This window comes from Gemmatirosa kalamazoonensis, from assembly GCF_000522985.1.
GTDB classification, from domain to species: domain Bacteria; phylum Gemmatimonadota; class Gemmatimonadetes; order Gemmatimonadales; family Gemmatimonadaceae; genus Gemmatirosa; species Gemmatirosa kalamazoonensis.
In genome coordinates, this window is record NZ_CP007128.1 from 3610660 (window position 1) to 3636707 (window position 26048).

At 72.4% G+C, this 26048-nt stretch carries 27 protein-coding genes; 25 read left to right on the forward strand and 2 right to left on the reverse strand.

Annotated features, from left to right (window positions below; translation table 11 throughout):
* The first annotated feature begins 1 nt into the window (after position 1).
* Positions 2-748 (forward strand): PEP-CTERM sorting domain-containing protein, encoded by a 747-nt coding sequence (locus J421_RS15560; protein ID WP_025412104.1) that lies wholly within the window; start codon positions 2-4, stop codon positions 746-748.
* A 310-nt stretch (positions 749-1058) separates the two neighbouring features.
* Positions 1059-2408, forward strand: a complete 1350-nt coding sequence (miaB, locus tag J421_RS15565; RefSeq protein ID WP_025412105.1) for a tRNA (N6-isopentenyl adenosine(37)-C2)-methylthiotransferase MiaB — start codon at positions 1059-1061, stop codon at positions 2406-2408.
* 18 nt (positions 2409-2426) lie between these two features.
* Here the strand turns inward: miaB and J421_RS15570 are convergent, their stop codons facing one another.
* Together J421_RS15570 and J421_RS15575 are read right to left on the reverse strand one after the other, a co-directional pair.
* The gene (locus tag J421_RS15570) at positions 2427-3872 is read right to left on the reverse strand and encodes a hypothetical protein (RefSeq protein WP_025412106.1); all 1446 of its coding nucleotides are present in this window, start codon (positions 3870-3872) and stop codon (positions 2427-2429) included.
* Between the two features lie 191 nt (positions 3873-4063).
* Positions 4064-4657, reverse strand: coding sequence for a hypothetical protein (locus tag J421_RS15575; protein WP_025412107.1), 594 nt, complete (start codon positions 4655-4657; stop codon positions 4064-4066).
* A gap of 133 nt (positions 4658-4790) precedes the next feature.
* On the opposite strand from J421_RS15575, the gene J421_RS15580 reads away from it, so the two are divergent.
* The 23 genes from J421_RS15580 (at position 4791) to J421_RS15685 (ending at position 26044) form a co-directional block, all read left to right on the forward strand.
* Complete coding sequence (locus J421_RS15580; protein ID WP_148306346.1) at positions 4791-7070, forward strand: DNA internalization-related competence protein ComEC/Rec2; 2280 nt, start codon at positions 4791-4793, stop codon at positions 7068-7070.
* On the forward strand, positions 7010-7420 hold the full coding sequence (locus tag J421_RS32120; RefSeq protein WP_148306347.1) for a hypothetical protein: 411 nt from the start codon (positions 7010-7012) through the stop codon (positions 7418-7420). The genes J421_RS15580 and J421_RS32120 overlap by 61 nt, the downstream gene beginning before the upstream one ends.
* A gap of 45 nt (positions 7421-7465) precedes the next feature.
* Entirely contained in the window at positions 7466-8536 is a 1071-nt protein-coding gene (gene fbp / locus J421_RS15585) for a class 1 fructose-bisphosphatase (RefSeq protein WP_025412109.1), read from the forward strand.
* A gap of 96 nt (positions 8537-8632) precedes the next feature.
* On the forward strand, positions 8633-10228 hold the full coding sequence (locus J421_RS15590; RefSeq protein ID WP_025412110.1) for an acyl-CoA mutase large subunit family protein: 1596 nt from the start codon (positions 8633-8635) through the stop codon (positions 10226-10228).
* Between the two features lie 19 nt (positions 10229-10247).
* Positions 10248-11303 carry a hypothetical protein gene (locus J421_RS15595; RefSeq protein ID WP_025412111.1) on the forward strand — a complete coding sequence of 352 codons (1056 nt, stop codon included), beginning with the start codon at positions 10248-10250 and terminating at the stop codon, positions 11301-11303.
* A 73-nt stretch (positions 11304-11376) separates the two neighbouring features.
* Entirely contained in the window at positions 11377-11766 is a 390-nt protein-coding gene (locus tag J421_RS15600) for an FmdB family zinc ribbon protein (protein WP_025412112.1), read from the forward strand.
* The gene (gene argS, locus J421_RS15605; RefSeq protein WP_025412113.1) at positions 11763-13514 is read left to right on the forward strand and encodes an arginine--tRNA ligase; all 1752 of its coding nucleotides are present in this window, start codon (positions 11763-11765) and stop codon (positions 13512-13514) included. Before J421_RS15600 ends, argS begins: the two co-directional genes overlap by 4 nt.
* A gap of 19 nt (positions 13515-13533) precedes the next feature.
* Entirely contained in the window at positions 13534-14460 is a 927-nt protein-coding gene (locus J421_RS15610) for a PfkB family carbohydrate kinase (protein WP_025412114.1), read from the forward strand.
* The gene (gene purM, locus J421_RS15615) at positions 14457-15518 is read left to right on the forward strand and encodes a phosphoribosylformylglycinamidine cyclo-ligase (protein WP_201773023.1); all 1062 of its coding nucleotides are present in this window, start codon (positions 14457-14459) and stop codon (positions 15516-15518) included. Before J421_RS15610 ends, purM begins: the two co-directional genes overlap by 4 nt.
* 28 nt (positions 15519-15546) lie before the next feature.
* A complete protein-coding gene (locus J421_RS15620) occupies positions 15547-16578 on the forward strand; it encodes a hypothetical protein (protein WP_025412116.1) in 1032 nt (343 codons plus the stop codon).
* Positions 16578-17666, forward strand: a complete 1089-nt coding sequence (ribD, locus tag J421_RS15625) for a bifunctional diaminohydroxyphosphoribosylaminopyrimidine deaminase/5-amino-6-(5-phosphoribosylamino)uracil reductase RibD (RefSeq protein WP_104022682.1) — start codon at positions 16578-16580, stop codon at positions 17664-17666. Before J421_RS15620 ends, ribD begins: the two co-directional genes overlap by 1 nt.
* Positions 17666-18268 (forward strand): riboflavin synthase, encoded by a 603-nt coding sequence (locus J421_RS15630; RefSeq protein ID WP_025412118.1) that lies wholly within the window; start codon positions 17666-17668, stop codon positions 18266-18268. The genes ribD and J421_RS15630 overlap by 1 nt, the downstream gene beginning before the upstream one ends.
* A gap of 78 nt (positions 18269-18346) precedes the next feature.
* The gene (locus tag J421_RS15635) at positions 18347-19552 is read left to right on the forward strand and encodes a bifunctional 3,4-dihydroxy-2-butanone-4-phosphate synthase/GTP cyclohydrolase II (protein ID WP_025412119.1); all 1206 of its coding nucleotides are present in this window, start codon (positions 18347-18349) and stop codon (positions 19550-19552) included.
* A 195-nt stretch (positions 19553-19747) separates the two neighbouring features.
* Positions 19748-20275 carry a 6,7-dimethyl-8-ribityllumazine synthase gene (ribH, locus tag J421_RS15640; protein WP_025412120.1) on the forward strand — a complete coding sequence of 176 codons (528 nt, stop codon included), beginning with the start codon at positions 19748-19750 and terminating at the stop codon, positions 20273-20275.
* Entirely contained in the window at positions 20262-20684 is a 423-nt protein-coding gene (gene nusB, locus J421_RS15645) for a transcription antitermination factor NusB (RefSeq protein WP_025412121.1), read from the forward strand. The genes ribH and nusB overlap by 14 nt, the downstream gene beginning before the upstream one ends.
* Positions 20685-20775: 91 nt before the next feature.
* Positions 20776-21876, forward strand: a complete 1101-nt coding sequence (locus tag J421_RS15650; protein WP_025412122.1) for a glycosyltransferase family 4 protein — start codon at positions 20776-20778, stop codon at positions 21874-21876.
* 21 nt (positions 21877-21897) lie between these two features.
* A complete protein-coding gene (locus J421_RS15655) occupies positions 21898-22308 on the forward strand; it encodes an HPF/RaiA family ribosome-associated protein (RefSeq protein WP_158508809.1) in 411 nt (136 codons plus the stop codon).
* The gene (gene hprK / locus J421_RS15660; protein WP_025412124.1) at positions 22305-23342 is read left to right on the forward strand and encodes an HPr(Ser) kinase/phosphatase; all 1038 of its coding nucleotides are present in this window, start codon (positions 22305-22307) and stop codon (positions 23340-23342) included. The genes J421_RS15655 and hprK overlap by 4 nt, the downstream gene beginning before the upstream one ends.
* Positions 23332-23784: a PTS sugar transporter subunit IIA gene (locus J421_RS15665; protein ID WP_025412125.1), complete on the forward strand. Its 453-nt coding sequence runs from the start codon at positions 23332-23334 to the stop codon at positions 23782-23784. The genes hprK and J421_RS15665 overlap by 11 nt, the downstream gene beginning before the upstream one ends.
* On the forward strand, positions 23774-24283 hold the full coding sequence (locus J421_RS15670; protein ID WP_025412126.1) for a PTS sugar transporter subunit IIB: 510 nt from the start codon (positions 23774-23776) through the stop codon (positions 24281-24283). The genes J421_RS15665 and J421_RS15670 overlap by 11 nt, the downstream gene beginning before the upstream one ends.
* Positions 24280-24981: a PTS sugar transporter subunit IIC gene (locus tag J421_RS15675; protein ID WP_025412127.1), complete on the forward strand. Its 702-nt coding sequence runs from the start codon at positions 24280-24282 to the stop codon at positions 24979-24981. Before J421_RS15670 ends, J421_RS15675 begins: the two co-directional genes overlap by 4 nt.
* Entirely contained in the window at positions 24978-25778 is an 801-nt protein-coding gene (locus J421_RS15680) for a PTS system mannose/fructose/sorbose family transporter subunit IID (RefSeq protein ID WP_025412128.1), read from the forward strand. Before J421_RS15675 ends, J421_RS15680 begins: the two co-directional genes overlap by 4 nt.
* On the forward strand, positions 25778-26044 hold the full coding sequence (locus J421_RS15685; protein WP_025412129.1) for an HPr family phosphocarrier protein: 267 nt from the start codon (positions 25778-25780) through the stop codon (positions 26042-26044). Before J421_RS15680 ends, J421_RS15685 begins: the two co-directional genes overlap by 1 nt.
* The last annotated feature ends 4 nt before the right edge of the window (positions 26045-26048 follow it).

The following is a 26048-nucleotide window of genomic DNA, read 5'->3' on the forward strand; positions in this document are numbered from 1 at the left end:
CATGCGCTCGGACCATCGCCGCACGCGGGCCGCGCGACGCGGACGCGCCGCCGTCGCGGGCATCGTCCTGCTCCTCGCGTCGGCGGCGAATCGCGCCGCCGCGCAGACCAGCCACTTCAGCGCGTGCACCACGGGAATCCTCGCGAACTGCGCCGACGTGCTGCTCACGGCCACGCCGGGCGGCGGCGTCGGCGGCACGACGCTGTTCGAGATCGCGCTGCGCAACCTCGGCTCGACGTCGACGCCGGCGCTGCCGACGAGCATCTACTTCCTCGTGTTCGGCACCGGGTTGCCGCCCGCGCCGGGCGCGGAGGTGAGCGCGCTGCCGGTGCCGGGGCCGATCGGCGGCGCGACGCTCGCCGATCCGTCGCCCTGGGACCTGTTCGAGAACGGCGATGCCGTCTTCCTCTCCGCGCTGTCGAACAACGGTGTCGGAGGCTGCGTGGTCGGCGCGCCGGTGGGCGGGTTCGGACAGGCGGGCAACACGTGCGGCGTCGGCCAGTACCTCACGTTCAGCTTCTCGACGCCGAGGCTGCTGGATCCGCGTGCGTTCTCGGTGCTCGACCTCGAGGTCGTGGGCCTGGACCCGACGCTGCCCACGGACAGCTGCGGCGCGCGGTCGCCGTGCGCGGTGTTGCCGGTGGGCGGCGTCGTGCCGGAGCCGGCCACGATGCCGCTGCTCGCGGCCGGCCTGGCCGTGATGGCCACGTTAGGCGCCCGGCGCCGCCGGCGGTCCGAGGTGGCCTAACGACCGGCGCGCGAGGCGCGCGGGGCGAGAACGTCAATCACGAACCTCGCTGTCACGGTCACGCCGCTGAACGCGGGCGGCCAGGTGGGTTGGCGCTCGCTCTGAGCCAGGCGCTGGCGGTCGCGACGCGCGTGGGGCCGACGTTCGACGAGGTCACCCACGGCGCTGCTGCCTCGGAGGCGGCGCGGGCGTGCTCGGCATCGTGTGGGCACGGCGGCGCCGGCGGCGGGTCGCGCCGGCGGACGAAACCGTCTAAGTTGCAGGGTCGCAACGCGTTCCATTCGTCGACCCGCCCTTCGACCGGTAGCAGATGTCCCGGCCCACCGTCTACATCGAAACGTACGGCTGCCAGATGAACGTGAGCGACTCCGAGCTCATGTACGGACGGCTCGCCGCGAACGGCTACGAGCCGGTGGAGGGGCCGGAGGGCGCGGACGTCATCCTCGTCAACACGTGCGCCATCCGCGACCACGCCGAGCAGCGTGTGATCGGGCGCCTCGGCGAGCTGCGTCGGTTCATGAAGCCGGGCGCGGTGCTCGGCGTCGCGGGGTGCATGGCGCAGCGGCTCGGGCCGACGCTGCTGGAGAAGGCGCGGCACGTCAGCCTCGTCGTCGGCCCCGACGGCTACCGCGCGCTCCCGGCGCTGCTCGATGGCGCGCGGAGCGGCGAGCGCGTCACGGCGACGAGCTTCGATCTCGAGGAGCACTACGAGGACTTCGCGCCGCGCCGCTTCGACAAGGTGAAGGCGTGGATCCCCGTGCAGCGCGGCTGCGACTATCGCTGCACGTACTGCATCGTGCCGTACACGCGCGGCGCGGAGCGCAGCCGCCGGCTCGACGACGTCGTGCGCGAGACGGAGCAGGTGGTGCGCGACGGCATGACGGAGGTCGTGCTGCTCGGCCAGACGGTGAACTCGTATCACGACGGCGCGCACGACTTCGCCGACCTGCTGCGCGCCGTCGGCGACGTGGCCGGGATCCGACGCATCCGCTTCACGAGCCCGCACCCGAACGACTTCACCGACCGCGTGATCGACGCGATCGCGAGCGTGCCGCAGGTGTGCGAGCACGTGCACCTGCCGATGCAGAGCGGGTCCTCTCGCGTGCTGAAGCGCATGCTGCGCCGGTACACGCGCGAGGGCTACGCGGAGTGCGTGCGCCGGCTGCGCGACGCGATCCCGGGTGTGAACCTCACGACCGACATCATCGTCGGCTTCCCGGGCGAGACCGAGGCGGACTTCGAGGAGACGCTGTCGCTCGTGCAGGAGATCGGCTTCGAGGACGCGTACACGTTCAAGTTCTCGCCGCGCGACGGTACGCCGGCCACGCGCATGCCCGCGTCCGAGACCGTGTCCGACGCGGTCGCCAGCGAGCGGCTGGAGCGGCTGATCGCGACCGTGCGCGCCGGCGCGCGCGAGCGCAACCTGCGCCTGTTAGGCACCCGCCACGAGGTGCTCGTGGAGCGCGAGGCGAAGCGCGGCGAGATGCTGATGGCGCGCACGCGCGACTTCAAGACGGTGATGATCCCCGTGGAGGGCGCCACGGTCGGCGCGTACTACACGGTGGAGCTCACCGGGACCAGCGGGTCCACGTTCACCGGCGCGATCGTGCGCGACGAGCCGGCGCGCCGCCTCTCGCTGCCGATGGCGGCGAGCTGTTAGGCGACGCGCCGCGGCGCGTCACTTCCGCTTCATGGTGCTGCGGTAGATCGCGACCGGCACCTCCACGAAGCTGACGTCCATGTTCTTCCGCGCGAGGAGCGAGTCGCGCGCGGCGGCGGCCTCCTTCTTTCGCCCGAGCTTCGTCAGCGCCTCGATCGTGGCCAGCTCGTTCTCCGGGTCGGCGCCGCCCTGCTTGAGGTGTGCGATGGCCTCCTCGTACTTCCCGTTCGCGAGCGCCGCGAGGCCGGTGGCGCTGTGCACGTACTCCGGCTTGATGCCGGAGTCCGGGTTCCGTGCTTCGTCGACGTACGCGGCGAGCTGCTCGGTGGCCGTCGTGCCCATGCCGGTGAGCGCCGCCGCATAGATCCGCCAGAAGGCCAGATCGGCGCGCGACTCGCCGAGCCGCGCGGCGTCGGCGAGCTCGCGCCCGACGGCCGCGGTATCGCCCATCGCCGCGTAGAGGAACGACGTCACGGCGTGCGCGTTCGCCGCCGCGCCGGGCAGGTTGTCGGTCTCGGCCTGCTGCGCGATGGACCTCAGCCCTGCCACCGCGTCGCCGATCGCTCCCTCCTCGACGCGCAGCAGTGCCTGCGTGACGCGCATGCCGACGCGCCGCGGCAGGCTCTGTGAAACGGTGATCGCGCTGTCGAGATAGGCGCGCGCGAGCGTGACCTTGCGGTCGCGCGACGCGATCTCCGCCTTCGTGTAGTACACCCAGTCGATCGGCTCCGCCGCGCTCGACCGGTCGAGGTACTGCATCGCCTCGTCGTGCCGCAGCAGCCGCTCGGCCACGTAGCCGCGCACGCCGAGGAGGCTCGCCCCCTCGGGCTGCGCGCGGAGCCCAGCGTCGGCAGCGGCGAGCGCTTCGTCGGCGACCGTCTGGTCGTAGGTCAGAATCGCCGACGGGACGAGGCTCACCGCGAGATACGCGTGCGCAGGCGCGTATTCCGGAGCGCGCCGCGCCAGCTCGCGCAGGAGGTTCAGGCGCGCCGTGTCCGTGCGCGACAGCGCACGCTTCAACGCGATGCGGCGATCGTCCGGGTACATCTGCGCGAGCGCGTCCCAGATCGCACGCGCGTTCGCTCCGCGGCCGGCGGCTCCCTCGCGCTGGGCGAGCGCCATCAGCGCCTCGCCTGCGGATCCCTTCGCGGCGTCCGCGACCGCGCGGTCGTGCTGAGCGATCGACGGCCGACCGCCGGTGATCAGCGCGAGCTCCGATCGGGCCAGACCGAACCCGCTGTCGGAGTCGAGCGCCATGCGCAGGTGGCGGGCGGCCGCCGCGAAGTTCCCGACGAGGTTCGCGTCGAGCCCCGTCTCGTAGTGCGCGACCGCCTCGGCGCGTGCCCCCGTAGGCTCGAGCGCGCGGACGTTCGCCGCCGGCTGCGCCTGGGCCTTCGCGCGCGCGGCTCCAGCGGTGAGAAGAGCTGCCACGACGACGAGTGACCGCCAGTTCGTGTTGCGCATGCGACCCTCCGAAGCAGGATGTGAGCTTGCTCCGAGTCGCTTCCGCCGCGGCGGCGCTGCCCGCCCGGCGGGAACGGCAGCGGGTCAACGATAGGCATCCCAGGGATTGCTGCAAGGCCGGCGTCGTCTGCCGGCCCCTGGCGTCCTCGGCCGCGTGCGCGCCGTTAGGCGCGCCTAACGACGCGCGCCGGTCAGTTGGTCCACGGCGCGCGCGGCGGCTCGCACGCCGCCACGCGCCGCGGCTCCTCGCGGTCGGACGCGATCCGCCAGCACTCGTCGTACAGCGAGCAGTAGCACGCCTCGATCTCGAGCCGCTCGCGCGACGTGTCCGACGGGAGCGGCCGCTGCGCCTCGCGCCAGAACGCCACGGCCTCGCTGTCGACCGGCAGCTGCACGATCGACCGCTCGGTGCCCGGGAGCAGCACGCTGCCGCGGTGGAACGTGGTGAAGTAGGCGCGCGCGTCGCGGCCGAGCAGCGCGCGCGCCACCGCGTCCCAGTTGGGGCGCGCGACCCCGTCGACGCGCACCTCCACGGCGCGCACCACGGCCGGCCCGAGCCCGTCGTTCGCGACGTGGATCGCGTAGCCGTGGCCCGGCTGATCCCAGTTGTGCCCCACGCGCACGTACGGCCACGCGCTCGCGCGCTGCTGCTCGCGCATGATCTTCGTCTGGTAGAGCGAGACCGCGAGCGCCGAGAGCGCGACGACGCCGGCCGACGCGGAGAGCGCACGGTCGAGGAAGAGGCGCGCGCGGCGCGGCGGTGGTTGCTGCTGGGGATCCGTCACGGGTGCCGTTGCTGGGGGCGCGTGCATGCTCGCCGCGCGCTCCGCGGCGTGCAAGGGCGGCGCTGCGTTCGGCCCGCCCGGGCGGCGTTCCTCGGGGCACGCGCGTGAGGCGCCGCCGCCGCACGTTCGGCGGGTGCCCCTCGTCTTCCTCGCGTACCTCGCCCTCGTCGCCGGCCTCGCGCTCGGCGCCGCGCTGCCGGCGGGTGTCGTACTCGGCGCGGTCGCCTGCGCGGCGGTGTGTGCGTGCCGGCGCGATCCACGGAACGTCGGGCTCGCGCTCGCGTGCGCCGCCGGGATGCTGCAGACCGTCGCCGCGCGGCGCGTGGACGCCGCGTGCCGCGCGCGGATCCTGCGCGGCGGCCGCACCGACGCGGTGCTCGAGGCCGACGCGTCGCCCGGCGCGCGCGTGACCGCGGCGGCGCACGGGTGCGCGCTGGCGCTCTCGCTCACCGTCGCGCGGGGGCGCGCCGACGCGGGCGACGTCGTCACGGTGCGCGGCACGTTCGCGCCGACGGCCCGCGGCGCCCTCGTGCGCGACGTCTCGCTGGCGAGGACCGGCGAGCACATGACGATCGTCGCGATGCGGGCGCGCGCTGGCCGGACCATCGACGCGATCTTCGGCGCCGATGCGCCGCTCGCCCGCGCGCTCGTCGTCGCCGACGCCGCCGCGATCCCGCGCGACGTCCGCGACCGGTTCGCCGATGCGGGGCTCGTGCATCTCCTCTCGGTGTCGGGGCTGCACGTGTCGCTCGTCGCGGCGGCGCTCGAGCTGCTGCTCGGCGCGATGCGGCTGTCGCGTCGCACGGCGTCGGTCGCGGCGGCCGTCGCGGTCGCGGGGTACGTGCTGCTCATCGGGGCGCCGCCGCCCGCGGTGCGCGCGGGCACCATGCTCGGCGCGCAGCTCGCGTCGCGCGTGCTGCAGCGGCCGTCGTCGCCGTGGACGTTCCTCGCGTTAGGCGGCGCGGTACCGCTGCTGCTCGATCCGCGCGCGGTATTCGACGTGGGCTATCAGCTCTCCGTGGCGGGCATGGCATCACTCGTCGGCGGCCGAGCACTGTTCCGACGATGGATCGACGGGCTCACGGATCCACCGCGTGGCGCGCGGCGGACGATCGCCCGCGAGCTCGCGGTGAGCGCGGTCGCATCCGCCGTCACGGCGCCGGTCGTCGCCTGGTCGTTCGGCCGGGTGAGCCTCGTCGCGCCGCTCTCCAACCTCGTGGCGGCGCCGATCGTCGCCGCGCTGCAGCCGACGCTGTTCCTCGCGGTGCTCCTGGCACCCGTTAGGCCGCTCGCGTTGCACGTCGCGGGCGCCGCGCGGCTGCTGCTCCGCGCGCTCGACGCGGTCGCTCGCGGTGCCGCCGACGTGCCGCACGCCGCGCTCGCCGTCGCGCCGTCCCTCGGCACCGCCGTGTGCTCTGCGGGGGCGGGCGTGGCGCTGCTCGCCGCGTGCGCCGCGCGGTCGCGATGGGTCCGTGCGCGCGCCGCGATCGTCGCGGCGGCGTCGCTCGCGCTCGCGGCGTGGTCGCCGTTGCTCGCCGTCTCCGGAAGCGGCGAGGTCGAGCTGCACATGCTCGACGTGGGACAGGGCGATGCGATCGCGGTGCGCACGCCGCACGGGCACTGGGTGCTCGTCGACGCGGGCAGAGTGTGGCGCGGCGGCGATGCCGGACGCGCGACGGTGCTGCCGTACCTGCGCCGTCGTGGTGGGCCGCTCGACGCGTTCGTGCTCTCGCATCCGCACGCGGACCACGTCGGCGGCGCGGCGAGCGTGCTCGCGGCGATGCATCCGCGGCGGTACCTCGACGCCGCGTTCGCGCTCGGCAGCGACGTGTACCGCGCGTCGCTCGAGGCGGCCCGCACGTCCGGCGTCGCGTGGGAGCGCGTGCGTCCGGGCGAGGAGCTGCGCGTCGACGGCGTCGCGCTGCGCGTGCTCGCCCCGGATTCCGCGTGGACCGCGTCGCTCGACGACCCGAACCTCGCGAGCGTGATCCTCTCGGTACGTTGGCGCGGGGTGCGGTTCCTGCTGGTGGGAGACGCAGAGGCGCCCGAGGAGCGCTGGCTCGTGGAGCGTGCGGCGGCCGATGCCGCGCTCGCCGACGCGCTGCGCGCCGACGTGCTGAAGGTGGCGCACCACGGCAGTCGCACGAGCTCCACGCCGGAGTTCCTCGCGCTCGTGCGGCCGCGCGTGGCGCTGGTGAGCGTGGGCGCGGGGAACAGCTACGGTCTGCCGAACGACGACGTATTGCGGCGACTCGCGCTCGGCGGCGCCGAGGTGCTGCGCACCGATCGATGGGGCACCATCGTCGTGCGGACCGATGGCCGCGCGATCACCGTGGACGCGGGAGGAGAGCGGTGGAGCGTTCCACCACGCAGCACGACGCCGGATTCGTCGCGCGGCTCGTCGGATCCCTGATTGGCCGGCCAGTCGCGCTGCCGGTCGATCTCGTGCGCCGTTATCCGGAGCTGGGCGAGGCACGATGGCGCGTCGGCGGGCTGCCGCCCCGTGTCGGCGGGTGGTGCCTGGGACAGCGCACGGTCGCCGGCATCACGCTCGGCCGATGCATATGGCTGGCGCCCGGGGCACGTGTCGCACCGGAGCTACTCTTGCACGAGCTCTGTCACGTTCGTCAGTTTGGTCGTGGCCGGGCGTTCCCTTTCCTGTACGTCTGGGAGTCGCTCCGTCGCGGCTATCATCAGAACCGATTCGAGGCCGAGGCGGACGCCTTCGCCCGCGGGGTGCTCGCCGAGCGCCCGCCGGCGTGACGCGCCGCTTCCGGGTCGGTGGCACATCACTCGAGGGCCCGTCGCGTGGTCAGGCACACCGCTACCTCCGTCGTCACGATCGAGCGGTTCATCATCGAGCAGGAGCGCCAGTTCCCGGAAGCGACCGGCGAGCTGTCGGGCATCCTGTACGACATCGCGCTCGCGGCGAAGATGATCGCGAACAAGGTCCGCAGCGCGGGGCTGGCCGACATCCTCGGCGCGCAGGGCACCGACAACGTGCAGGGCGAGGCGCAGCAGAAGCTCGACGTGCTGTCGAACGAGATCATCGTGAAGGCGATGGATCACGGCGGCCGCCTGTGCGCGATGGCGTCGGAGGAGGAGCCCGACATCATCCCGATCCCCGAAGGGTTCCGCTGCGGCAAGTACGTGCTGCTGTTCGACCCGCTCGACGGCTCGTCGAACATCGACGTGAACGTGCCGGTGGGGACGATCTTCTCGGTCATGCGGAAGATCACGAACGGCCGCCACGGCACGCTCGAGGACATGCTGCAGCCGGGGCGGCGGCAGGTCGCCGCGGGCTACGTGATCTACGGATCCAGCACCATGCTCGTGTACACGACGGGGCAGGGCGCGCACGGCTTCACGCTCGACCCGTCGATCGGCGAGTTCCTGCTGTCGCACCCCGACATCAAGATCCCGAACACCGGGAAGTTCCTGTCGGTGAACGACTCGTACGAGCAGCACTGGAGCGACGAGGTGAAGACGCTCATGCGGCACTACCGCGGCCTGGAGGGCGGCAGCAAGCCGCTGAGCGTGCGCTACGTCGGCTCGCTGGTCGCGGACTTCCACCGCAACCTGCTCGCCGGCGGCGTGTTCGCGTACCCCGCGCACGCCAAGAGCCCGAAGGGCAAGCTGCGCCTGCTCTACGAGGCGAACCCGCTCGCGTTCATCGTCGAGCAGGCGGGCGGCTGCGCGTCGACCGGCCACTGCCGCATCCTCGACGTGCAGCCCGAGGAGCTGCACGAGCGCACGCCGCTCTACATCGGCAGCAAGCACGAGGTGGAGCTGGCGAACGACATCCTCGCCGGCAACGTGGTGGCGGCGGGGAGCGGCGGGGTGAGTCCGGGGGCGGGGGCGTACAGCGTGGCGCGCTGAGCGAGCGTGAGCGTGGAGCGTGGAGCGTGGAGCGGCTAGCGTTCATTATGCGGCGCCCGCTCCACGCTCTCCGCTCCACGCTCCACGCTTGAGTTGATGACCGACGACCGCCTCTCCCCCTCCGGCATCCCCGTCTGCCTCACGTATCGTCCCGACGACGCGCCCGTCGACTACGCGCGCGACCTCGGCGACGCCGGCAGGTTTCCGTTCACGCGCGGCGTGCAGCCCACGATGTACCGCGGGCGCCTGTGGACCATGCGGCAGTACGCCGGTTTCGGCACCGCCGCGGAGACCAACGCGCGCTTCAAGCTCCTGCTCGAGGCGGGGCAGACCGGGCTCTCCACCGCGTTCGACCTGCCGACGCAGATGGGCTTCGACTCCGACTCGCCGCGCGCGTTAGGCGAGGTGGGGCGCGTCGGCGTCGCGATCGACACGGTCGAGGACATGCACGCGCTGCTCGCCGATCTGCCGCTCGACCGCGTGTCGACGTCGATGACGATCAATGCGACGGCGGCGATCCTGCTCGCGATGTACGTCGTCGTGGCGGAGGAGCGTGGCATCCCGCGCGCGTCGCTCTCCGGCACGGTGCAGAACGACATCCTGAAGGAGTACATCGCGCGCGGCACGTACGTCTTCCCGCCGGGGCCGAGCCTCGCGCTCACCGCCGAGATGTTCCGCTTCTGCGCGGCCGAGGTGCCGCAGTGGAACCCGATCTCCATCTCCGGCTACCACATCCGCGAGGCCGGCGCGACCGCGGTGCAGGAGCTCGCGTTCACGTTCGCGAACGGCGTGGAGTACGTGAGGCAGGCGGTGCGGGCGGGGCTCGCGGTGGACGCGTTCGCGCCGCGGCTGTCGTTCTTCTTCGCCGCGCACAACGACCTGTTCGAGGAAGTCGCGAAGTTCCGCGCCGCGCGGCGGCTGTGGGCGCGGCTGATGCGCGAGCGGTTCGGCGCGTCGGACGCGAGCGCGCGGCTCCGCTTCCACACGCAGACCGGCGGCGTCACGCTCCAGGCGCAGCAGCCGCTCAACAACGTCGTGCGCGTCACGGTCCAGGCGCTCGCCGCGGTGCTCGGCGGCACGCAGTCGCTGCACACGAACGGCTACGACGAGGCGCTCGCGCTCCCGACGGCGGAGGCGGCGACCCTGGCGCTCCGCACGCAGCAGATCGTCGCCCACGAGAGCGGTGCCGCGCAGACCGTCGACCCGCTCGCCGGCAGCTACTATGTCGAGGCGCTCACGAACGAGATCGAGGCGCGCGCGACCGAGCTGCTCGCGCAGGTCGACGACATGGGCGGCTCGCCGGAGGCGATCGCGCGCGGCTTCTTCCAGGAGGAGATCGCGCGCAGCGCGTACGAGTACCAGCTCCGCGTCGAGCGCGGCGAGGCGGTCGTCGTCGGCGTGAACCGCTTCGGCGACGGCAGCGAGCCGCCGATCATCCCCGCGCCGGACTTCTCCTCGCTCGAGCGCGCGCAGGTCGGCGCGCTGGCCGAGGTGCGCGCGCGCCGCGACGCGAGCGCGGTGCGCGATGCGTTAGGCGCCATCTCCGACGCCGCGCGCCCCTACGTCGAACCAGACGCCGAGCGTCCGCCGCTCATGCCGCTCGTGATCGACGCGGTGCGCGCCCGCGCGTCCGTCGGCGAGATCACCGACGCGCTCGCGGCGGTCTGGGGCCACTACACGCCGACGATGTGACGCCGCGCCGGCCGCCGCGATGTACTCGACCTGCCTCTTCTGCAATCAACCGCTCGGGCGCAACGAGGTCGTCGAGCACTTCCCGGTCGGCAGGCGTCTGGCGTACGACGCGGCGAAGGGCCGGCTGTGGGTCGTGTGTCGCCGGTGCGAGCGGTGGAACCTCACGCCGCTCGAGGAGCGGTGGGAGGCGATCGAGGAGTGCGAGCGCCTGTTCCGCGACACGCGGCTGCGCGTCTCGACCGACAACGTCGGGCTCGCGCGGCTGCGCGAGGGGCTCGAGCTGGTGCGCATCGGCGAGCCGCTGCGTCCCGAGTTCGCCGCGTGGCGCTACGGCGACCAGTTCGGTCGTCGCCGCCGTCGGCAGCTCGGCATCGCGGGCGCGAGCGTCGCCGCGTTGGGCGCCATCGTCGTCGGCGGTGCGGTCGCGGGCGTGGGCATCGGCGGCTTCATCTGGTTGATCCAGAGCGCGGCGAAGGCCATCACGCACGGCAGCCCGTCCGCGCAGGTCGCGACGCTCGTCACGCCCGACGGCCGCCGCCTCGAGGTGCAGCGCGGCCACCTCGCGGAGACGAGCATCGAGCCGGCCGTCGAGGGGCTCGTGCTGCACGTGCGTCACCGCCGCGGCATGGAGGACTTCTCCGGGGTCGCCGCGCAGCGCGCCGCCGCGCAGCTCATGCCGCAGGTGAACCGCTACGGCGGCAAGAAGGCCGACGTCGCGGAGGCGGTGCGCGAGATCGAAGCGCAGGGGAGCGCCGCCGCGTTCCTCGACCGGATCGCGCGCGTGAGTCGCGTCACCACGCGCCCGGCGCGCACGCGTCACCGCGACTGGGGCTGGACCTCCGAGATCCCGCGCACGGGCCTGTTCGGTCTGCACGGTCCGCAGCGGCTGGCGCTCGAGATGGCACTGCACGAGGAGCAGGAGCGCCGCGCGCTGGAGGGCGAGCTCGCCGAGCTGGAGCAGGCGTGGCGTCAGGCCGAGGAGATCGCCGGCATCGCCGACAATCTGCTGCTGCCGCCCGGCGTGGAGGACTTCGTGCGCCAGCAGCGCGCCAAGACGGACCGGCCCGACGGCTGATCGTGGCTTGAAGCGGCATCCGGCCCCGGGTATTCTACGAGGCTCCGTCCCCTCTCAGATAAGTCACGCCGGTATGCCGACTTACGAGTTCCGCTGCGCGAACGGCCACGTGTTCGACCAGTTCCACAAGATCAGCGAGGCGCCGAGCACCGCCGTGTGCCCGACGTGCGGCGCCGTGGCCGAGCGCGCGATCTCCGGCGGCGCGGGGCTCGTGTTCAAGGGGAGCGGCTTCTACCTGACCGACTACGGCAAGAACGCGCACCGCACGAGCGGGCCGCCGGCCAAGGAGTCGAAGGAGTCGTCGAGCGGTGGCGAGTCGGGCGGCGGCACGAAGTCTTCCGATGCCGGGTCGTCGAGCGCGTCGTCGAGCAGCGCGTCGAGCTCCTCGTCGAGCTCCTCGTCGAGCTCCTCCTCCTCGGCCCCGAAGTCCGGCGGCGACGGCGGCGCGAAGGGCGCCGCATGAGCGCGCCCGACCGGATCCGTTCCGAGCTCGCGCGCGCGGCCCAGGCGCTCGGCGCCCCCGACGGCATCGACGTCATCCTGGAGCGGCCGCGCGATCCGTCGTTCGGCGACTGGACGACGAATCTGGCGATGACGCTCGCCCGCACGCTGAAGCGGCCGCCGCGCGACATCGCGCAGTCGCTCGTCGCGACGATGAGCCTCGCCGACGCCGGCGTCTCGTCGGCCGACGTCGCCGGCGCGGGGTTCATCAACTTCAAGCTCGACCCCGCGTTCGTCGCGCGCGGCATCCTCCCGATCCTCGCGCGCGACGGGCAGTACGGGCGCGACACGGAGTGGATCGGCGAGCGCGTGGTGGTGGAGTTCGTGAGCGCGAATCCCACCGGGCCGCTGCACGTCGGCCACGGACGACAGGCGGCGTTAGGCGATGCCATCTCGACGCTGCTCGAGTGGACGGGATGGCAGGTGTCGCGCGAGTTCTACTACAACGACGCCGGCACGCAGATCGAGAACCTCGCGAAGAGCACCTGGATCCGTGTCTCGCAGCGCATCGGCGTCGACGCCGCGATTCCCGAGGGCGGCTACAACGGCGAGTACATCAAGGACATCGCCGAGTCGTTCGTCGCGCAGTGCGGCATGCCGGACGGCGTCACGCTGACGGCCGGTGTCGCGGCGATCAACGCCGGCGACCGCCCGGTGCACGACGACCTGTTCGAGGAGATGCGCCGGCACGCGGTGCAGATGCTCCGCGGCGAGCAGAACCTCGACCTGCAGGCGTTCGGCGTCGCGTTCGACACGTACTTCCTGGAGTCGTCGCTCTACGCGCCGGGCTCCGCCCGCGAGGCGACCCCGGACATCGCGTCGGACGACATGAGCGCCGTGGACGCGACGGTGGAGGCGCTCGTGCGCGCCGGTCACACGTACGAGGAGGACGGCGCGCTGTTCCTCCGCACCACCGCGTACGGCGACGACAAGGACCGCGTGATGCGCAAGAGCGCGGCGAAGGGCGGCGACTACACGTACTTCGTGCCCGACGTCGCGTACCACGTGACGAAGTGGGAGCGCGGCTTCAAGCGCGCCATCAACGTGCAGGGGAGCGACCACCACGGCACGACGGCGCGCGTGCGCGCGGGGCTGCAGGCGTTGGGCCTCGGCATCCCGCCGGGCTATCCGGAGTACGTGCTGCACCAGATGGTGACCGTGACACGCGGCGGCGAGGAGGTGAAGATCTCCAAGCGCGCCGGCTCCTACGTCACGGTGCGCGATCTCATCGACTGGGTGGGGCGCGACGCGGTCCGCTACTTCTACCTGCAGCGCAAGGGCGACTCGCACCTCGTGTTCGACGTCGACCTCGCGCGCTCGCAGAGCGAGGAGAACCCGATCTATCGCATCCAGATGGCGCACGCGCGGATGAGCGGGATCTTCCGCCAGGGCGAGCTGGACGCGGCCAGCATGAAGTGGGACGACGTCGACGTCGCCTTGCTCGCCGAGCCGGCCGAGCAGGAGCTGATCAACGCGCTCGCCGACTTCCCACGCGTCGTGTCGCAGGCCGCCGAGGCGCTCGAGCCGCACCGCGTGGCGCTGTACCTGCTCGACACCGCGGGGCTGGTGCACGGCTGGTACCACAAGCACCACGTGCTGGGCCAGGAGGCGCCGCTCATGACGGCGCGTCTCGCGCTCGCTCGCGCCGCGCAGATCGTGCTCCGCAACGGCCTCACCATCCTCGGCATCTCGGCGCCGGACCGGATGTAAATCCCGCCTAACACAATCAATGTCCGTACTGGTCGTCGGATCCATCGCGCTCGATTCCGTCGAGACGCCGTTCGGCAAGGCCGATCACGTGCTCGGCGGCTCGGGCACGTTCTTCTCCGCCTCCGCGTCGCACCTCACGCCGGTGCAGCTCGTCGGCGTCGTCGGCAACGACTACCCGCTCGATCAGCTGCAGCCGCTCGCGAAGCGCGGCGTCGACCTCGCCGGCGTGGAGCAGGCGGACGGGCCGTCGTTCCGCTGGCGCGGCCGGTATCGCCACGATCTCAACTCCGCCGAGACGCTCGAGACGCACCTCGGCGTGTTCTCGCACTTCGCGCCGAAGATCCCGGCGCAGTTCCGCGAGGCGCCGTTCGTGTTCCTCGCGAACATCGATCCGCGGCTGCAGCTGCAGGTGCTCGACCAGGTCGAGAAGCCGACGCTCGTCGCGTGCGACACGATGAACTTCTGGATCGAGAGCCGCCGTCCGGAGCTGCTGGAGCTGTTCGCGAAGGTCGACATGGTGCTGCTGAACGACGGCGAGGCGCGTCAGCTCACCGAGAAGACGAACCTCGTGCACGCGGCGAAGTGGATCCTCGAGCGCGGCCCGAAGTACGTGATCATCAAGAAGGGCGAGCACGGCGCGTTCATGTTCAGCGCCGACTCGGTGTTCTACGCGCCGGCGTATCCGCTCGAGAACATCTTCGACCCTACGGGCGCGGGCGACTCGTTCGCCGGGGGCTTCATCGGCTATCTCGCGCGCACCGGTGACCTCGGCGAGGCGAACATGCGCCGCGCGGTGATCTACGGCTCCGCGATGGGCTCGTTCGCGGTGGAGCAGTTCTCCATCGGCCGGCTGCTCGACGTCACGCGCGACGACATCGATCGGCGCGTGCGCGAGTTCCGCCAGCTCGTGTCGTTCGAGACGGAGCTCGCGGAGCAGGGCGCGTGAGCGACGCATCGCGCGGCGGCTCGGGCATGGACTATCGCGCGGCCGGCGTCGACCTCGACGCCGCTGACGCCGCGAAGCACCGCCTCAAGCGCCTCGTCGAGAGCACGCTCACCGACGGCGCGCGCGGCCGCTTCGGCGGCTTCGGCGGCATGTTCCGCGTGCCGCCGGGCGCACGCGCGCCGTTGCTCGTCGCGAGCGCCGACGGCGTCGGCACGAAGGTGAAGGTCGCCGTCGAGGCGAACCGGCTCGACACGGTGGGCCACGACCTCGTGAACCACTGCGTGAACGACGTGCTCGTGCAGGGCGCGCGCCCGCTGTTCTTCCTCGACTACGTCGCGTTCGGCAAGCTCGATCCCACCGCGGTCGAAGCGGTGGTGGCCGGCGTCGCCGCGGGATGCCGCGAGAACGGCTGCGCGCTCATCGGCGGCGAGACCGCGGAGATGCCCGGCGTCTACACGCCGCCCGACTTCGACCTCGCCGGCTTCATCGTCGGCTGGGTCGAGGAGGACGCGGTGCTCGGTCCGGATCGGGTCCGCGACGGCGACGCGATCGTCGGGCTGGAGAGCACCGGACTGCACACGAACGGCTACTCGCTCGCGCGCCGCATCGTGTTGGAGCGCATGCGCCTCGGCCCGCACGACGCGTTTCCCGATGGTGACGGCACCGTCGCCGACGCGCTGCTCGCGGTGCACCGCTCGTATCTCCCCGCGCTCGAGCCGGTGCTCGACCGCGTCCACGCGATGGCGCACATCACCGGCGGCGGTCTGCCCGGCAACCTCGATCGCGCGCTCCCGCCGCACTTCGACGCCGTCGTCGACGCCGACTCGTGGGAGGTCCCGCCGCTGTTCCGCGCGCTGGAGCGCGCCGGAGGCGTCGCGCGCGACGAGATGTTCCGAACGTTCAACATGGGCGTGGGTATGACCGTCATCACACCGCCGGAGCACGCGGGCGCGGTCATTGCCTCCGCCCAGGCGCGGGGCGTGCGCGCCTGGCGGCTCGGCCGCGTGCGGCCCGGCAGCGGCCGCGTGGCGATCGAGGGCGCGGCCGCCGGTGCCTAACGATCACGCTCGCAGCCCGGAGAATACCGTGCAGAGTCGCTCGTACGCGGTCGCGGTGTACAAGGTCGCAGTGCTCACGTTCGCCGTCGCTGCTGTCGCCGTGCAGGCCGAGGCCCAGGGCACCGTCTCTTCGGCGTGCTCGTCGCAGCTCTCCGTCTCCCAGGACGCCTGCCAGAAGGCGGTCGACCTGTACAACTACATGGCGCCGCAGCTCGGCGTCTCCATCACCGGCGGCAACGCGGTCATCGGCAACGCGAGCACGCTCGGTGGGCTCGGTCACTTCACGGTGGGACTGCGCGCGAACGTCGTGCGCGGCCAGCTGCCGCAGACGGGCAACGTCACGCTCAGCGTGAGCGGCCCGCAGTCGAGCAACTTCGCGCCGCGCAGCCAGGTCCTCGGGCTGCCGACCGCCGACGCGGCGATCGGCATCTTCAAGGGCCTGAGCGTCGGCCTCACGAACGTCGGCGGCATCGACGCGCTCGTCAGCGCGTTCTACGTGCCCGACATCGACAAGGACCCGGTGAGCGTGCACGCCACCGGCGGCCGCCTGCAGCTCGGCTACGGCGCGCGCCTCGGCATCCTGCAGGAGACGTCGTTCGTGCCGGGCATCTCGGTGTCCGTGCTGCAGCGCGACCTGCCGACGGTGGATCTGCGCGCGCGCATCGGCACGAGCGACTCGGTCCGCGTCACGGGGCTCAAGGCGAAGACGACCGCGTGGCGGCTCGCGGGCAGCAAGAGCTTCCTGCTCGTCGGCCTCACCGCGGGCGTGGGGCAGGACCGCTACGATTCGCGCGCCGACGCGAGCGCGTTCATCGCGCCGCGGCAGATCACGCAGGGGATCACGGCGAGCTTCAACGGCACCGTCGCGAGCCCGTCGCAGAAGATGACGCGCACGAACGTGTTCGCCGGCGCCTCCGTGCACCTCGCGCTGCTGCGCATCGCCGCGGAGGTGGGGCGTGTGAGCGGCGGCTCGGTCACGACGCCGTACAACAAGTTCGGCGACCGCAGGGCCGACGACCCGTACACGTACGCGTCGCTGGGGCTGCGCGTCGGGTTCTGATGGACGACGCCGCCTTCATGCGGCGCGCGCTGCGGCTCGCCCGCCGCGGCTGGGGATCGACGGCGCCGAACCCGATGGTCGGCGCCGTCGTCGTTCGTGACGGCGAGATCGTGACCGAGGGCTGGCACGCGCGCTACGGCGGCCCGCACGCCGAAGCCGCAGCGCTCGCGGCGGCCGGCGACCGCGCCCGCGGCGCCACCGTCTACGTCACGCTCGAGCCGTGCAACCATCACGGCAAGACGCCGCCGTGCAGCGACGCGCTGATCGCCGCCGGCGTTAGGCGCGTCGTCGTCGCCGCCGAGGATCCGCATCCGGTCGCCGCGGGTGGAGCGAAGAAGCTGCGCGCGCACGGCATCGAGGTCGTGACGGGCGTCGAGCGCGAGGCCGCGCGCGAGCTGAACGCGCCGTTCTTCCACGCGCTCGCGTCGGACCGCCCGTGGGTCGTCCTGAAGCTCGCGCTCTCGCTCGATGGCGCGGTCGCGGACGACACGCGGCGTCCGGGTTGGCTCACCGGGCGCGCCGCGCGCCGCGAGGTGCACCGACTGCGCGCGGGGAGCGACGCCGTGGCCGTCGGCATCGGCACCGCGCTCGCCGACGACCCCGAGCTGACCGTGCGCGATGCGTCCGCGCCGCGCGTGCCGCCGCTGCGCGTGGTGTTCGATCGGAGCGCGCGGCTCCCCGACGTGTCGCGCCTCGTGCGCACCGCGCGCGACGTGCCCACGGCGGTCGTGGTGAGCCCGCACACGCCCGCCGCGCGCCTGAACGATCTCGAGGGCGCCGGCGTTCGCGTCGTGCGCGCGGCGACGCTGCACGACGCGCTGCGCGCGCTGCGGGCCGACCACGACGTGCGCTCGCTGCTCGTGGAAGGGGGCGCCGGGCTCGCCTCGGCCCTCTGGACGGCCGGGCTGGTCGACCGGCTGATTACCTTTCAGGCACCCGTCGTACTCGGCCGTGGCGCGCTGCCCGCGTTCGGTGACGTGCCGGCGGCCCGCGCCGAGGCGGCGCGGCGGCTGCCCATCGTCGCGCGGCGCGCGTTCGGCGACGACCTCATGACCATCTACGCCGTGCACACCCTGGAGTCCCGCTAGTGTTCACCGGCCTCGTCGACGACGTCGGCCTCGTCGAGCGCGTCGACGTCACGGACGCCGGGCGCGAGTTCCGCGTGCGCTGTCGCTACGACGACCTCGTCGATGGCGAGAGCGTCGCCTGCGACGGCGTGTGTCTCACGGTGCGCGAGAAGGGCGCCGGCTGGTTCACGGTCGCGGCGGCGTTCATGACGCTCGAGCGCACCACCCTCGGCGACTGGGCCGCGGGCCGGCGCGTGAACCTCGAGCGTGCGCTGCGCCTCGGCGACCGCCTCGGCGGCCACATGGTCCAGGGACACGTCGACGCCGTCGGCACCGTGCGCTCGGCCGTGGTGCACGAGGACGCGCTGCTGATCGACGTCGCGGTTCCCGACGAGATCGACGCGCTGCTCGTGCCGCACGGCTCCATCACGCTGGACGGCGTGAGCCTCACCGTGAACGCATTGCCCGCGCCCGGCATTCTGCAGGTGTCGATCATCGAGTACACGCGCCGCCACACGACGTTAGGCGACCGCGCCGCCGGCGACGGCATCAACGTGGAGGCCGACGTGATCGCGAAGCATGTCCAGCGTCTGATCGCGCCACATCTGACAACACGCACGTGAACGCTGCGTGGCTGCGTGACTCCGTGACGGCGACGTCACGCAGCCACGCAGCCACGCAGCCGATTCGAGGTTTCAGTCATGCCTTTCGGCACCGTCGAGCAAGCCATCGAGGACATCAGGGCGGGGAAGTTCGTGCTCGTCGCCGACGACGAGGACCGCGAGAACGAGGGTGACCTCATCTGCGCGGCCGAGCTGATCACGCCCGAGAAGGTCAACTTCATGCTCGAGGCGAAGGGGTGGATCTGTCTCGCGCTCACCCCCGAGCGATGCGAGGAGCTGGAGCTCGGCCCCATGAGCCGCGGCAACACCGAGGCGATGAAGACGGCGTTCACCGTCACCATCGACGCCTCCGGCCGCTTCGGCGTGACCACCGGCATCAGCGCGCAGGACCGCGCGACCACCATTCGGGTCGCCGTCGATCCGGCCACGTCGCCCGGCGACCTGCGCCGCCCCGGGCACGTGAACCCGCTGCGCGCGCGCCCCGGCGGCGTGCTGCAGCGCGTGGGACACACCGAGGCCGCCGTCGACCTCGCGCGCCTCGCCGGGCTCACGCCCGCTGGCGTGATCTGCGAGCTCCTCCTCGCCGACGGCTCGCCGGCGCGCCGGCCGCAGCTCGAGGAGTTCGCCGAGAAGCACGGCATCACGTTCATCACCGTCGCGCAGCTCGTCTCGTACCGGCTCGCGCACGAGCGGCTCGTGCACCGCGTCGCCGACGCGCGGCTCCCCACCGAGTTCGGCGAGTGGCGCATCATCGGCTACCGCAACGACGTCGACGATCACGAGCACGTCGCGCTCGTGCACGGCGAGATCGGTGACGGCGAGAACGTGCTCGTGCGCATGCACTCGAAGTGTCTCACCGGCGACGTGTTCCACTCGTCGCGCTGCGACTGCGGCTGGCAGCTCCACACGGCGATGGAGATGATCGCCGCCGAGGGGCGTGGCGTGATCGTGTATCTCGACCAGGAAGGCCGCGGCATCGGTCTGCTGAACAAGCTGAAGGCCTACGAGCTCCAGGACAGCGGCGCCGACACGGTCGAGGCGAACGAGCGGCTCGGCTTCAAGCCGGACCTGCGCAACTACGGCATCGGCGCACAGATCCTGCTCGACCTCGGGCTCAAGTCCATCCGCGTCATGACGAACAACCCGCGCAAGCTCGTCGGCCTCGAGGGCTACGGGCTGCGCGTCGCCGAGGGCGGCGTGCGCATCCAGGCACCGGCGAACAGCGAGAACGCGGGCTACCTCGCCACCAAGCGCGCGAAGCTCGGACACCTTCTCGCGTCGTGACCGTCAATCGGGACTCGGGACTCGGGACTCGGGACTCGGGACTCGGGACTCGGGGCGGTGTGCTCGCTGCGCTCGCTTTCATGAAGGCACGAGCGGAGCGAGTGCCATCCGACCCGAGTCCCGAGTCCCGAGTCCCGAGTCCCCGAGTCCCGACTCATGCGCCGCACGCTTCCTGTAATCCAAGAAGAGCAAGACATGCCCGAGTTCGTCGGCACGCCTAACGCCAGCGGACGCCGCTTCGTCGTCGTCGCCAGCCGGTTCAACGAGTCCGTCACGCGTCCGCTCGCCGAGGGCGCCGTCGATGCGTTCACGCGCCACGGCGCGGCGTTCGACGACGTCGACGTCGTGTGGGTGCCCGGTGCGTGGGAGCTGCCCGCCGCGGTGCGCAAGGTGCTCGCGAGCGACCGCTACGCAGCCGTCGTCGCCGTCGGTGCGGTCGTCCGCGGCGAGACGCCACACTTCGATTACGTCGCCGGCGAGGCCGCGCGCGGGCTCGCCGACGCGAGCGCGGAGTTCGACGTCCCCGTCGCGCTCGGCCTGCTCACCACCGACACGATGGAGCAGGCCGAGGCGCGCGCCGGCGGCGCGCACGGCAACAAGGGGTGGGACGCCGCGATGGCCGCGATGGAGATGGCCGATCTGTTCGACCTGCTCGATTCGGCCGCCGATGCGGAGTCGGATCTCGAGGGCGGGGACGGGGAGGACGACGATGCCGAAAGGTGAGCGCCTCGAGAGCCGCGCTCGCGCGCGTGCGCTGCAGGCGCTGTATGCGTGGGACGTGCGCGGCGCCGAGGGGCTCGAGCTGGTCGCGACGCGCGTGTGGGACGACCTCGCCGTCGGTCCCGAGGAACGGCGGCTCGCCGGGTTCATCGTGCGCGAGATGATCCAGCACGGCGAGGAGATCGACCGCGAGCTCGGCGACGTCACCACGAACTGGCGGCTCGAGCGACTCGGTGCGATCGAGCGCACTGTGCTGCGTCTCGCCGCCGCGGAGCTGCGTCGCGGCGAGACGCCGCCGAAGGTCGTCATCCAGGAAGCCGTGCGGCTCGCCGAGCGATACGGCAGCGAGCAGAGCGCGCGCTTCGTGAACGGTGTCGTCGACGCGCTGGCCCGACGCCTGGGACGCCTGTGAGAGGCAGCACACGCTCGACGCTCCACGCTCCACGCTCCACGCTCGGGCGGCCCGAGCGTGGAGCGTGGAGCGTGGAGCGTGGAGGGCGGTCGTGAAGATCCTGCTGGTCAATTGGCAGGACCGCGAGAACCCGCAGGCCGGCGGCGCCGAGATCCACCTGCACGAGATCTTCGGCCGGCTCGCGCGCGGCGGCCACGACGTGACGCTGCTCTGCGGCGGATGGCCCGGCTGCGCGCCACGCGCCGAGATCGACGGCATCGACGTGCACCGCGTCGGCACGCGCCACACGTTCCCGTTCCTCGCGCGCGGCTACTGGCGTCGCGCGTTCGCGCGCGCGCCGTTCGACGTCCTCGTCGAGGACATCAACAAGGTGCCGCTGCTCACGCCGCGGTGGGGCGCGCGTCGCGTCGTCGCGCTCGTGCCGCATCTGTTCGGTGGCACCGTGTTCCAGGAGGCGCCGCTGCCGCTCGCCGCCGCGGTGTGGCTCGCCGAGCGTCCGCTGCCGCTCGTGTATCGCAACACCGCGTTCCACGCCATCAGCGAGAGCACGGCCGACGATCTCGTGCGGCGCGGCATCCGGCGAGAGCTCATCCGCGTCATCTACCCGGGGATCGACGCCGGGCACTACACGCCCGACCCCGCCGTGCGCTCGCCCGCGCCATTGTTCGCGTACCTCGGTCGCCTGAAGAAGTACAAGGGTGTCGACCTCGTCATCCGCGCGTTTGCCCAGGTCCGGCACCCCGACGCCCGGCTCGCGATCGCCGGGACGGGCGACTTCCGGGCGGAGCTGGAGCGGCTCGCCGCGTCGCTTGCGCTCTCCGATCGCGTGCAGTTTCTTGGGTTCATCAGCGAGGCCGAGAAGGTGGACCTGTTGCGTCGCGCGTGGTCGCTCGCGTTCGCATCCCCCAAGGAGGGCTGGGGCATCACCAACCTCGAAGCCGCGGCGTGCGGGACACCCGTCGTCGCGTCGGATTCACCCGGTCTCCGGGAAAGTGTCCGCGATGGGGAGACCGGGTTTCTCGTGCCCCACGGCGATGTCGCCGCCATGGGCGCACGCCTGCAGCGGCTGGCCGATTCCCCCGACCTCGTGCGCGCGTTGGGCGCGAGTGGTCGGCGCTTCGCGGAGACGTTCACGTGGGAGCGCGCGGCCGCGGAGACGGCCGCGCATCTCGCCGCAGTCGCGGGCGACTGAGGCCCGCAGGAGGCACTCTTGGTGCACATCGTCTTCCACGCCCACCATGCCGACGTCACGGAGGCGCTGCAGCAGCGCGCGGAGCAGGCGGTCCGCAAGCTCGCCACGCGCCTTCGCGGCACCACCGACGCGTCGATCCGCTTCGTCACCGAGCGGTCGGTGCACAAGGTCGAGATCATGCTGCGTGTCGCGCGGCGCAAGCCGCTCGTCGCCGAGGGGGTCGCGCCGAAGTACGAGGGCGCGCTCGCCGCGGCGCTCGAGCGGCTGAACGCGCACGTCGCGCATGTGCGCGCCGAGCGCGCGCGCAAGCGACAGGTGGGCGCGGCGCCCGCCGCGCCGGCGATCGCGTCGGAGGCGAGCGAGCCGGAAGACGAGTTCACCGACGTGCTGCTCGATCGGGCCGCGTCGGCACGGCGCGCCGCCGCCTCGTGAACGCACGACTGACCGTCGGGCAGCTGCTCGAGCGCATGCGCGACACGCTGCTGCTCGAGCCGATCGGGGCCGCCATCGGCTTCGATCGCCCGGTGACGAGCCACGAGGCCTCGAGCCCGGGGCTCGTCCTCTCGGGGTACTTCAATCGCTTCCCGCACGAGCGCATCCAAGTCTTCGGCGAGACCGAGATCACGTATCTGCGCACGCTCGATCCGCACCTGCGCCGTCGCACGCTGAAGGCGTACTTCGGCTACGACATCCCGTGCGCGTTCGTGACGAAGTCGCTCGATCCGCCGGAGCCGTTCCTGGAGTTCGCGGCCGAGGCGGGGATCCCGGTGATCCGCTCGCGCCTCAAGACCGCGGAGTTCTACCGTCTCATCAAGCCGTTCCTCGCCGAAGCGTTCGCGCCGACCGTGACGCTGCACGGATCGCTGTCGGACGTCTTCGGCGTGGGGCTGTTCTTCACGGGGCAGAGCGGCATCGGCAAGAGCGAGTGCGTGCTCGATCTCGTGGAGCGCGGCCATCGCCTCGTCGCCGACGATCTGGTGATCGTGAACCGGCGCGGCAACGACGTGCTGATCGGCCGCGGCCACGAGCTGCAGCGGCACTACATGGAGATCCGCGGCATCGGTCTCATCGACATCCCCGCGATCTTCGGCATCCGCGCCGTTAGGCAGCAGAAGCGCCTCGAGGTCGTCGTCCATCTCGAGGAGTGGAACCAGGACGCGCTCGTCGAGCGCACGGGGCTCGAGGGCGAGACGCACACCATCCTCGGCGTCGAGCTGCCGAAGATCCGCGTGCCGCTGAACCCCGGGAAGAACATCACGGTGATCGCGGAAGTCATCGCGATGAACCACCTCCTCCGTTACAGCGGCCACAATCCCGCCGAGGCCTTCAACCGCCGCCTGATCGATCGCATGCGGCAGGCGTCGGCGAACGGCGGGCTGCTCGCGCCGGAGGGGCCGAGCCCTTCCGGCGCCGCCGGCGCCGCGCCGGCGGACGTGCGACGCTATCTCCAGGAAGATGACGAGTGACACCCCCCCCGCGCCGACGACGGCGCGCGCGGTGCTCGCCGGCCACGCCGACTTCGCGGCCGGCATGGCCTCCGCGGTGACCCAGATCAGCGGCCGCGACGACGTGTTCGTGCTCATGACGAACCGAGGGCTGAGCGGCGAGGACATCGAGCGCGATCTGCGTCGCGCGCTCGACGGTGGGCTGCGCGTGATCTTCACCGACCTGCCCGCGGGGAGCTGCACGCTCGCCGCACGCCGGCTGCAGCGCGAGCGTCCCGACCTCGTGCTCGTCACGGGCGCGAACCTCGCCACGCTGCTCGACTTCGTGTTCGCCGCCGACGAGGACGCGGATCCCGCGGCCGCCGCGGCGCACGCGGCGTCGCACGCGGCCGAGAAGGGACGTGCCGCACTCGCCGTGGTTCCCACGCGACCCCCGGCGGAGGGCGCGCGCGGTGCCGCTTGAGCTCTACCGGATCGACGATCGGCTCATCCACGGCCAGGTCGTGGTGGGCTGGGGACGACCACTCGACATCGGCTTCATCGTGCTCGTCGACGACGAGGTCGCGGCGAGCGAGTGGGAGCAGGAGCTCTATCGCATGGGCGTCCCGCCCGAGATGGACGTCTTCTTCCACGGTGTCGACGACGCGATCTCCGCGCATGCGCGCTACGCCGGCGACCGCCGGCACGGCATCCTGCTCACCGGCGACATCGACACGATGGCGCGGCTCATCGAGGGCGTGCGCCGCAACGGCGGCCCGCCGGGGATCGCCGCCGTGAACCTCGGCGGGGTGCATCACCGCGTCGGGCGCGCGCAGCGCATGCGCTACGTCTTCCTCACGCCCGAGGAGGAGGCCGCGCTGCGCGCGATGGCGTCGCGCGGCGTCGCCGTCACCGCGCAGGACGTCCCCTCGACCCGCCCCGTGCCGCTCGACGAAGTCCTCTCCGGCAAGGCGTCCTCATGATCGAGCCGCCGGTCGGGCTCGTGCCCACGTCGCTGCTCGGCGCGCTGCTCGGGCTCGACGTCGTGAGCTTTCCGCAGGCGATGCTCTCGCGGCCGCTCGTCGCCGCGACGCTCGCCGGTGCGCTCGCCGGCAGCGCAGAGACGGGGCTCATCATCGGGGCGACGCTCGAGCTGTTCGCGCTCGAGACGCTGCCGATCGGCGCGTCGCGCTACCCCGAGTGGGGCTCGGCCGCCGTCGTCGGCGGGACGCTGTACGCGATGGCCGAGCGCAGCGAGACGGCGATGACCGCCGGCGCGATGTGCATGGCCGTGCTGTTCGCGATCGCCACGTCGTGGGTCGGCGGCCGCTCCATGGTGCTGCTGCGCACGATCAACGGCCGATTCGCGCGCCGGTCGATGGACTCGCTCGCGGCGGGGTCGGCGCGCACGGTCGTTGGCCTGCAGCTCGCCGGCCTGTTCGGCGATCTGCTGCGCGGCTTCCTGCTCACGCTCGCCGCGCTGCTCGTGACCATTCCGGCGCAGGAGGCGGCGCTCGCGCGCTGGCACACCGACGGGCGCATCGCGCGCGCGGTGGTCGTCGGACTCGCCGCGATGGTCGCCGGCGGCGCGGTGTGGAAGCTGGTGCATGCGGTGCCGCGCGCGCGGTGGCTCTTTCTCGGCGGGCTGCTGTGCGGGCTCGCGCTGCTGGCGTTCGCATGAGCGAGCCCGCGCGCTCCATGACGCCCTCGTCACCATCGGTCGGGAGCCCGCCTGCTCTCCCGCTCTCGATCCGTCTCTCTATCTTCCTGCGACTGCTCGCGATCCAGGCCTCGTGGAACTACGAGATCCTGCTCGGCAACGGGATCGGCTTCTGCACCGAGCCGGCGCTGCGCCTCCTGCCCGGTGGCAAGGGCGGGGAGGCGTATCGCGCGGCGCTCGCTCGGCACAGTCAGTACTTCAACGCGCATCCGTACTTCGCCGGCGTCGCGGTCGGTGCGCTGATCCGCGCGGAGCTCGCCGGCGAGCCGCCGACCCGCATCGAGCGTTTCCGCACGGCGCTGTGCGGTCCGCTCGGCAGCGTGGGCGACCGGCTCGTGTGGGCGGCGTGGCTTCCGTTCTGCTCGCTGCTCGCGCTGCTCGCGTTCGGGGCCGGCGCCGGCCCGCTCGCCGTGGTGGGCGGGTTCCTCGCGCTCTACAACGCCGGCCATCTCGCGCTGCGCGCGTGGGCGCTGCGCGTCGGGCTCGCGCGCGGGCTGCAGGTCGCGCAGGCGTTAGGCGGCCCCGTGCTGCGGCAGGGACCGCAGTGGCTCGATCAGGGCGCCGCATTCATCGGGGGCGCGGCGCTCCCCCTCACCCTCGCGCGCGTGATCGGGCCCGGGCGCGCGCTCCTCGGCGCCGTGGTGGTCGCCGTGATGGCCGGTGCACTGGTCATCGCGCGGCTGCATGGGCGCATCGAGGGCTGGCGTCTTGCCGTTCTCTGTCTGGCAGCCTTCGTCCTCTACTCGATCGCCCGATGATGGCCGAACAGTCCGTCCGGATCCTGAACAAGAACGGGCTCCACGCGCGACCCGCCGCGGAGATCGTGAAGGCCGCTTCGAAGTTCAAGAGCGACATCACGATCTCGCGCGAGGACATCGAGGTGAACGGGAAGAGCATCATGGGGGTGATGATGCTCGCCGCCGAGTGCGGCGCGACCATCACGCTCCGCGCGCAGGGCCCCGACGCCGACGACGCGATCGCCGCGATCGCGTCGCTCGTCGCCCACAAGTTCGGCGAGAGCTAGCGGG

Bases quoted from the DNA above. Each gene is read 5' to 3' on its own strand.
- J421_RS15560 (WP_025412104.1), top strand. From the start codon at position 2: ATGCGCTCGGACCATCGCCGCACGCGGGCCGCGCGACGCGGACGCGCC.
- miaB (WP_025412105.1), top strand. From the start codon at position 1,059: ATGTCCCGGCCCACCGTCTACATCGAAACGTACGGCTGCCAGATGAAC.
- J421_RS15570 (WP_025412106.1), bottom strand. From the start codon at position 3,872: ATGCGCAACACGAACTGGCGGTCACTCGTCGTCGTGGCAGCTCTTCTC.
- J421_RS15590 (WP_025412110.1), top strand. From the start codon at position 8,633: ATGACCGACGACCGCCTCTCCCCCTCCGGCATCCCCGTCTGCCTCACG.
- J421_RS15595 (WP_025412111.1), top strand. From the start codon at position 10,248: ATGTACTCGACCTGCCTCTTCTGCAATCAACCGCTCGGGCGCAACGAG.
- J421_RS15600 (WP_025412112.1), top strand. From the start codon at position 11,377: ATGCCGACTTACGAGTTCCGCTGCGCGAACGGCCACGTGTTCGACCAG.
- argS (WP_025412113.1), top strand. From the start codon at position 11,763: ATGAGCGCGCCCGACCGGATCCGTTCCGAGCTCGCGCGCGCGGCCCAG.
- J421_RS15610 (WP_025412114.1), top strand. From the start codon at position 13,534: ATGTCCGTACTGGTCGTCGGATCCATCGCGCTCGATTCCGTCGAGACG.
- ribD (WP_104022682.1), top strand. From the start codon at position 16,578: ATGGACGACGCCGCCTTCATGCGGCGCGCGCTGCGGCTCGCCCGCCGC.
- J421_RS15635 (WP_025412119.1), top strand. From the start codon at position 18,347: ATGCCTTTCGGCACCGTCGAGCAAGCCATCGAGGACATCAGGGCGGGG.
- ribH (WP_025412120.1), top strand. From the start codon at position 19,748: ATGCCCGAGTTCGTCGGCACGCCTAACGCCAGCGGACGCCGCTTCGTC.
- nusB (WP_025412121.1), top strand. From the start codon at position 20,262: ATGCCGAAAGGTGAGCGCCTCGAGAGCCGCGCTCGCGCGCGTGCGCTG.
- J421_RS15665 (WP_025412125.1), top strand. From the start codon at position 23,332: ATGACGAGTGACACCCCCCCCGCGCCGACGACGGCGCGCGCGGTGCTC.
- J421_RS15675 (WP_025412127.1), top strand. From the start codon at position 24,280: ATGATCGAGCCGCCGGTCGGGCTCGTGCCCACGTCGCTGCTCGGCGCG.
- J421_RS15680 (WP_025412128.1), top strand. From the start codon at position 24,978: ATGAGCGAGCCCGCGCGCTCCATGACGCCCTCGTCACCATCGGTCGGG.
- J421_RS15685 (WP_025412129.1), top strand. From the start codon at position 25,778: ATGGCCGAACAGTCCGTCCGGATCCTGAACAAGAACGGGCTCCACGCG.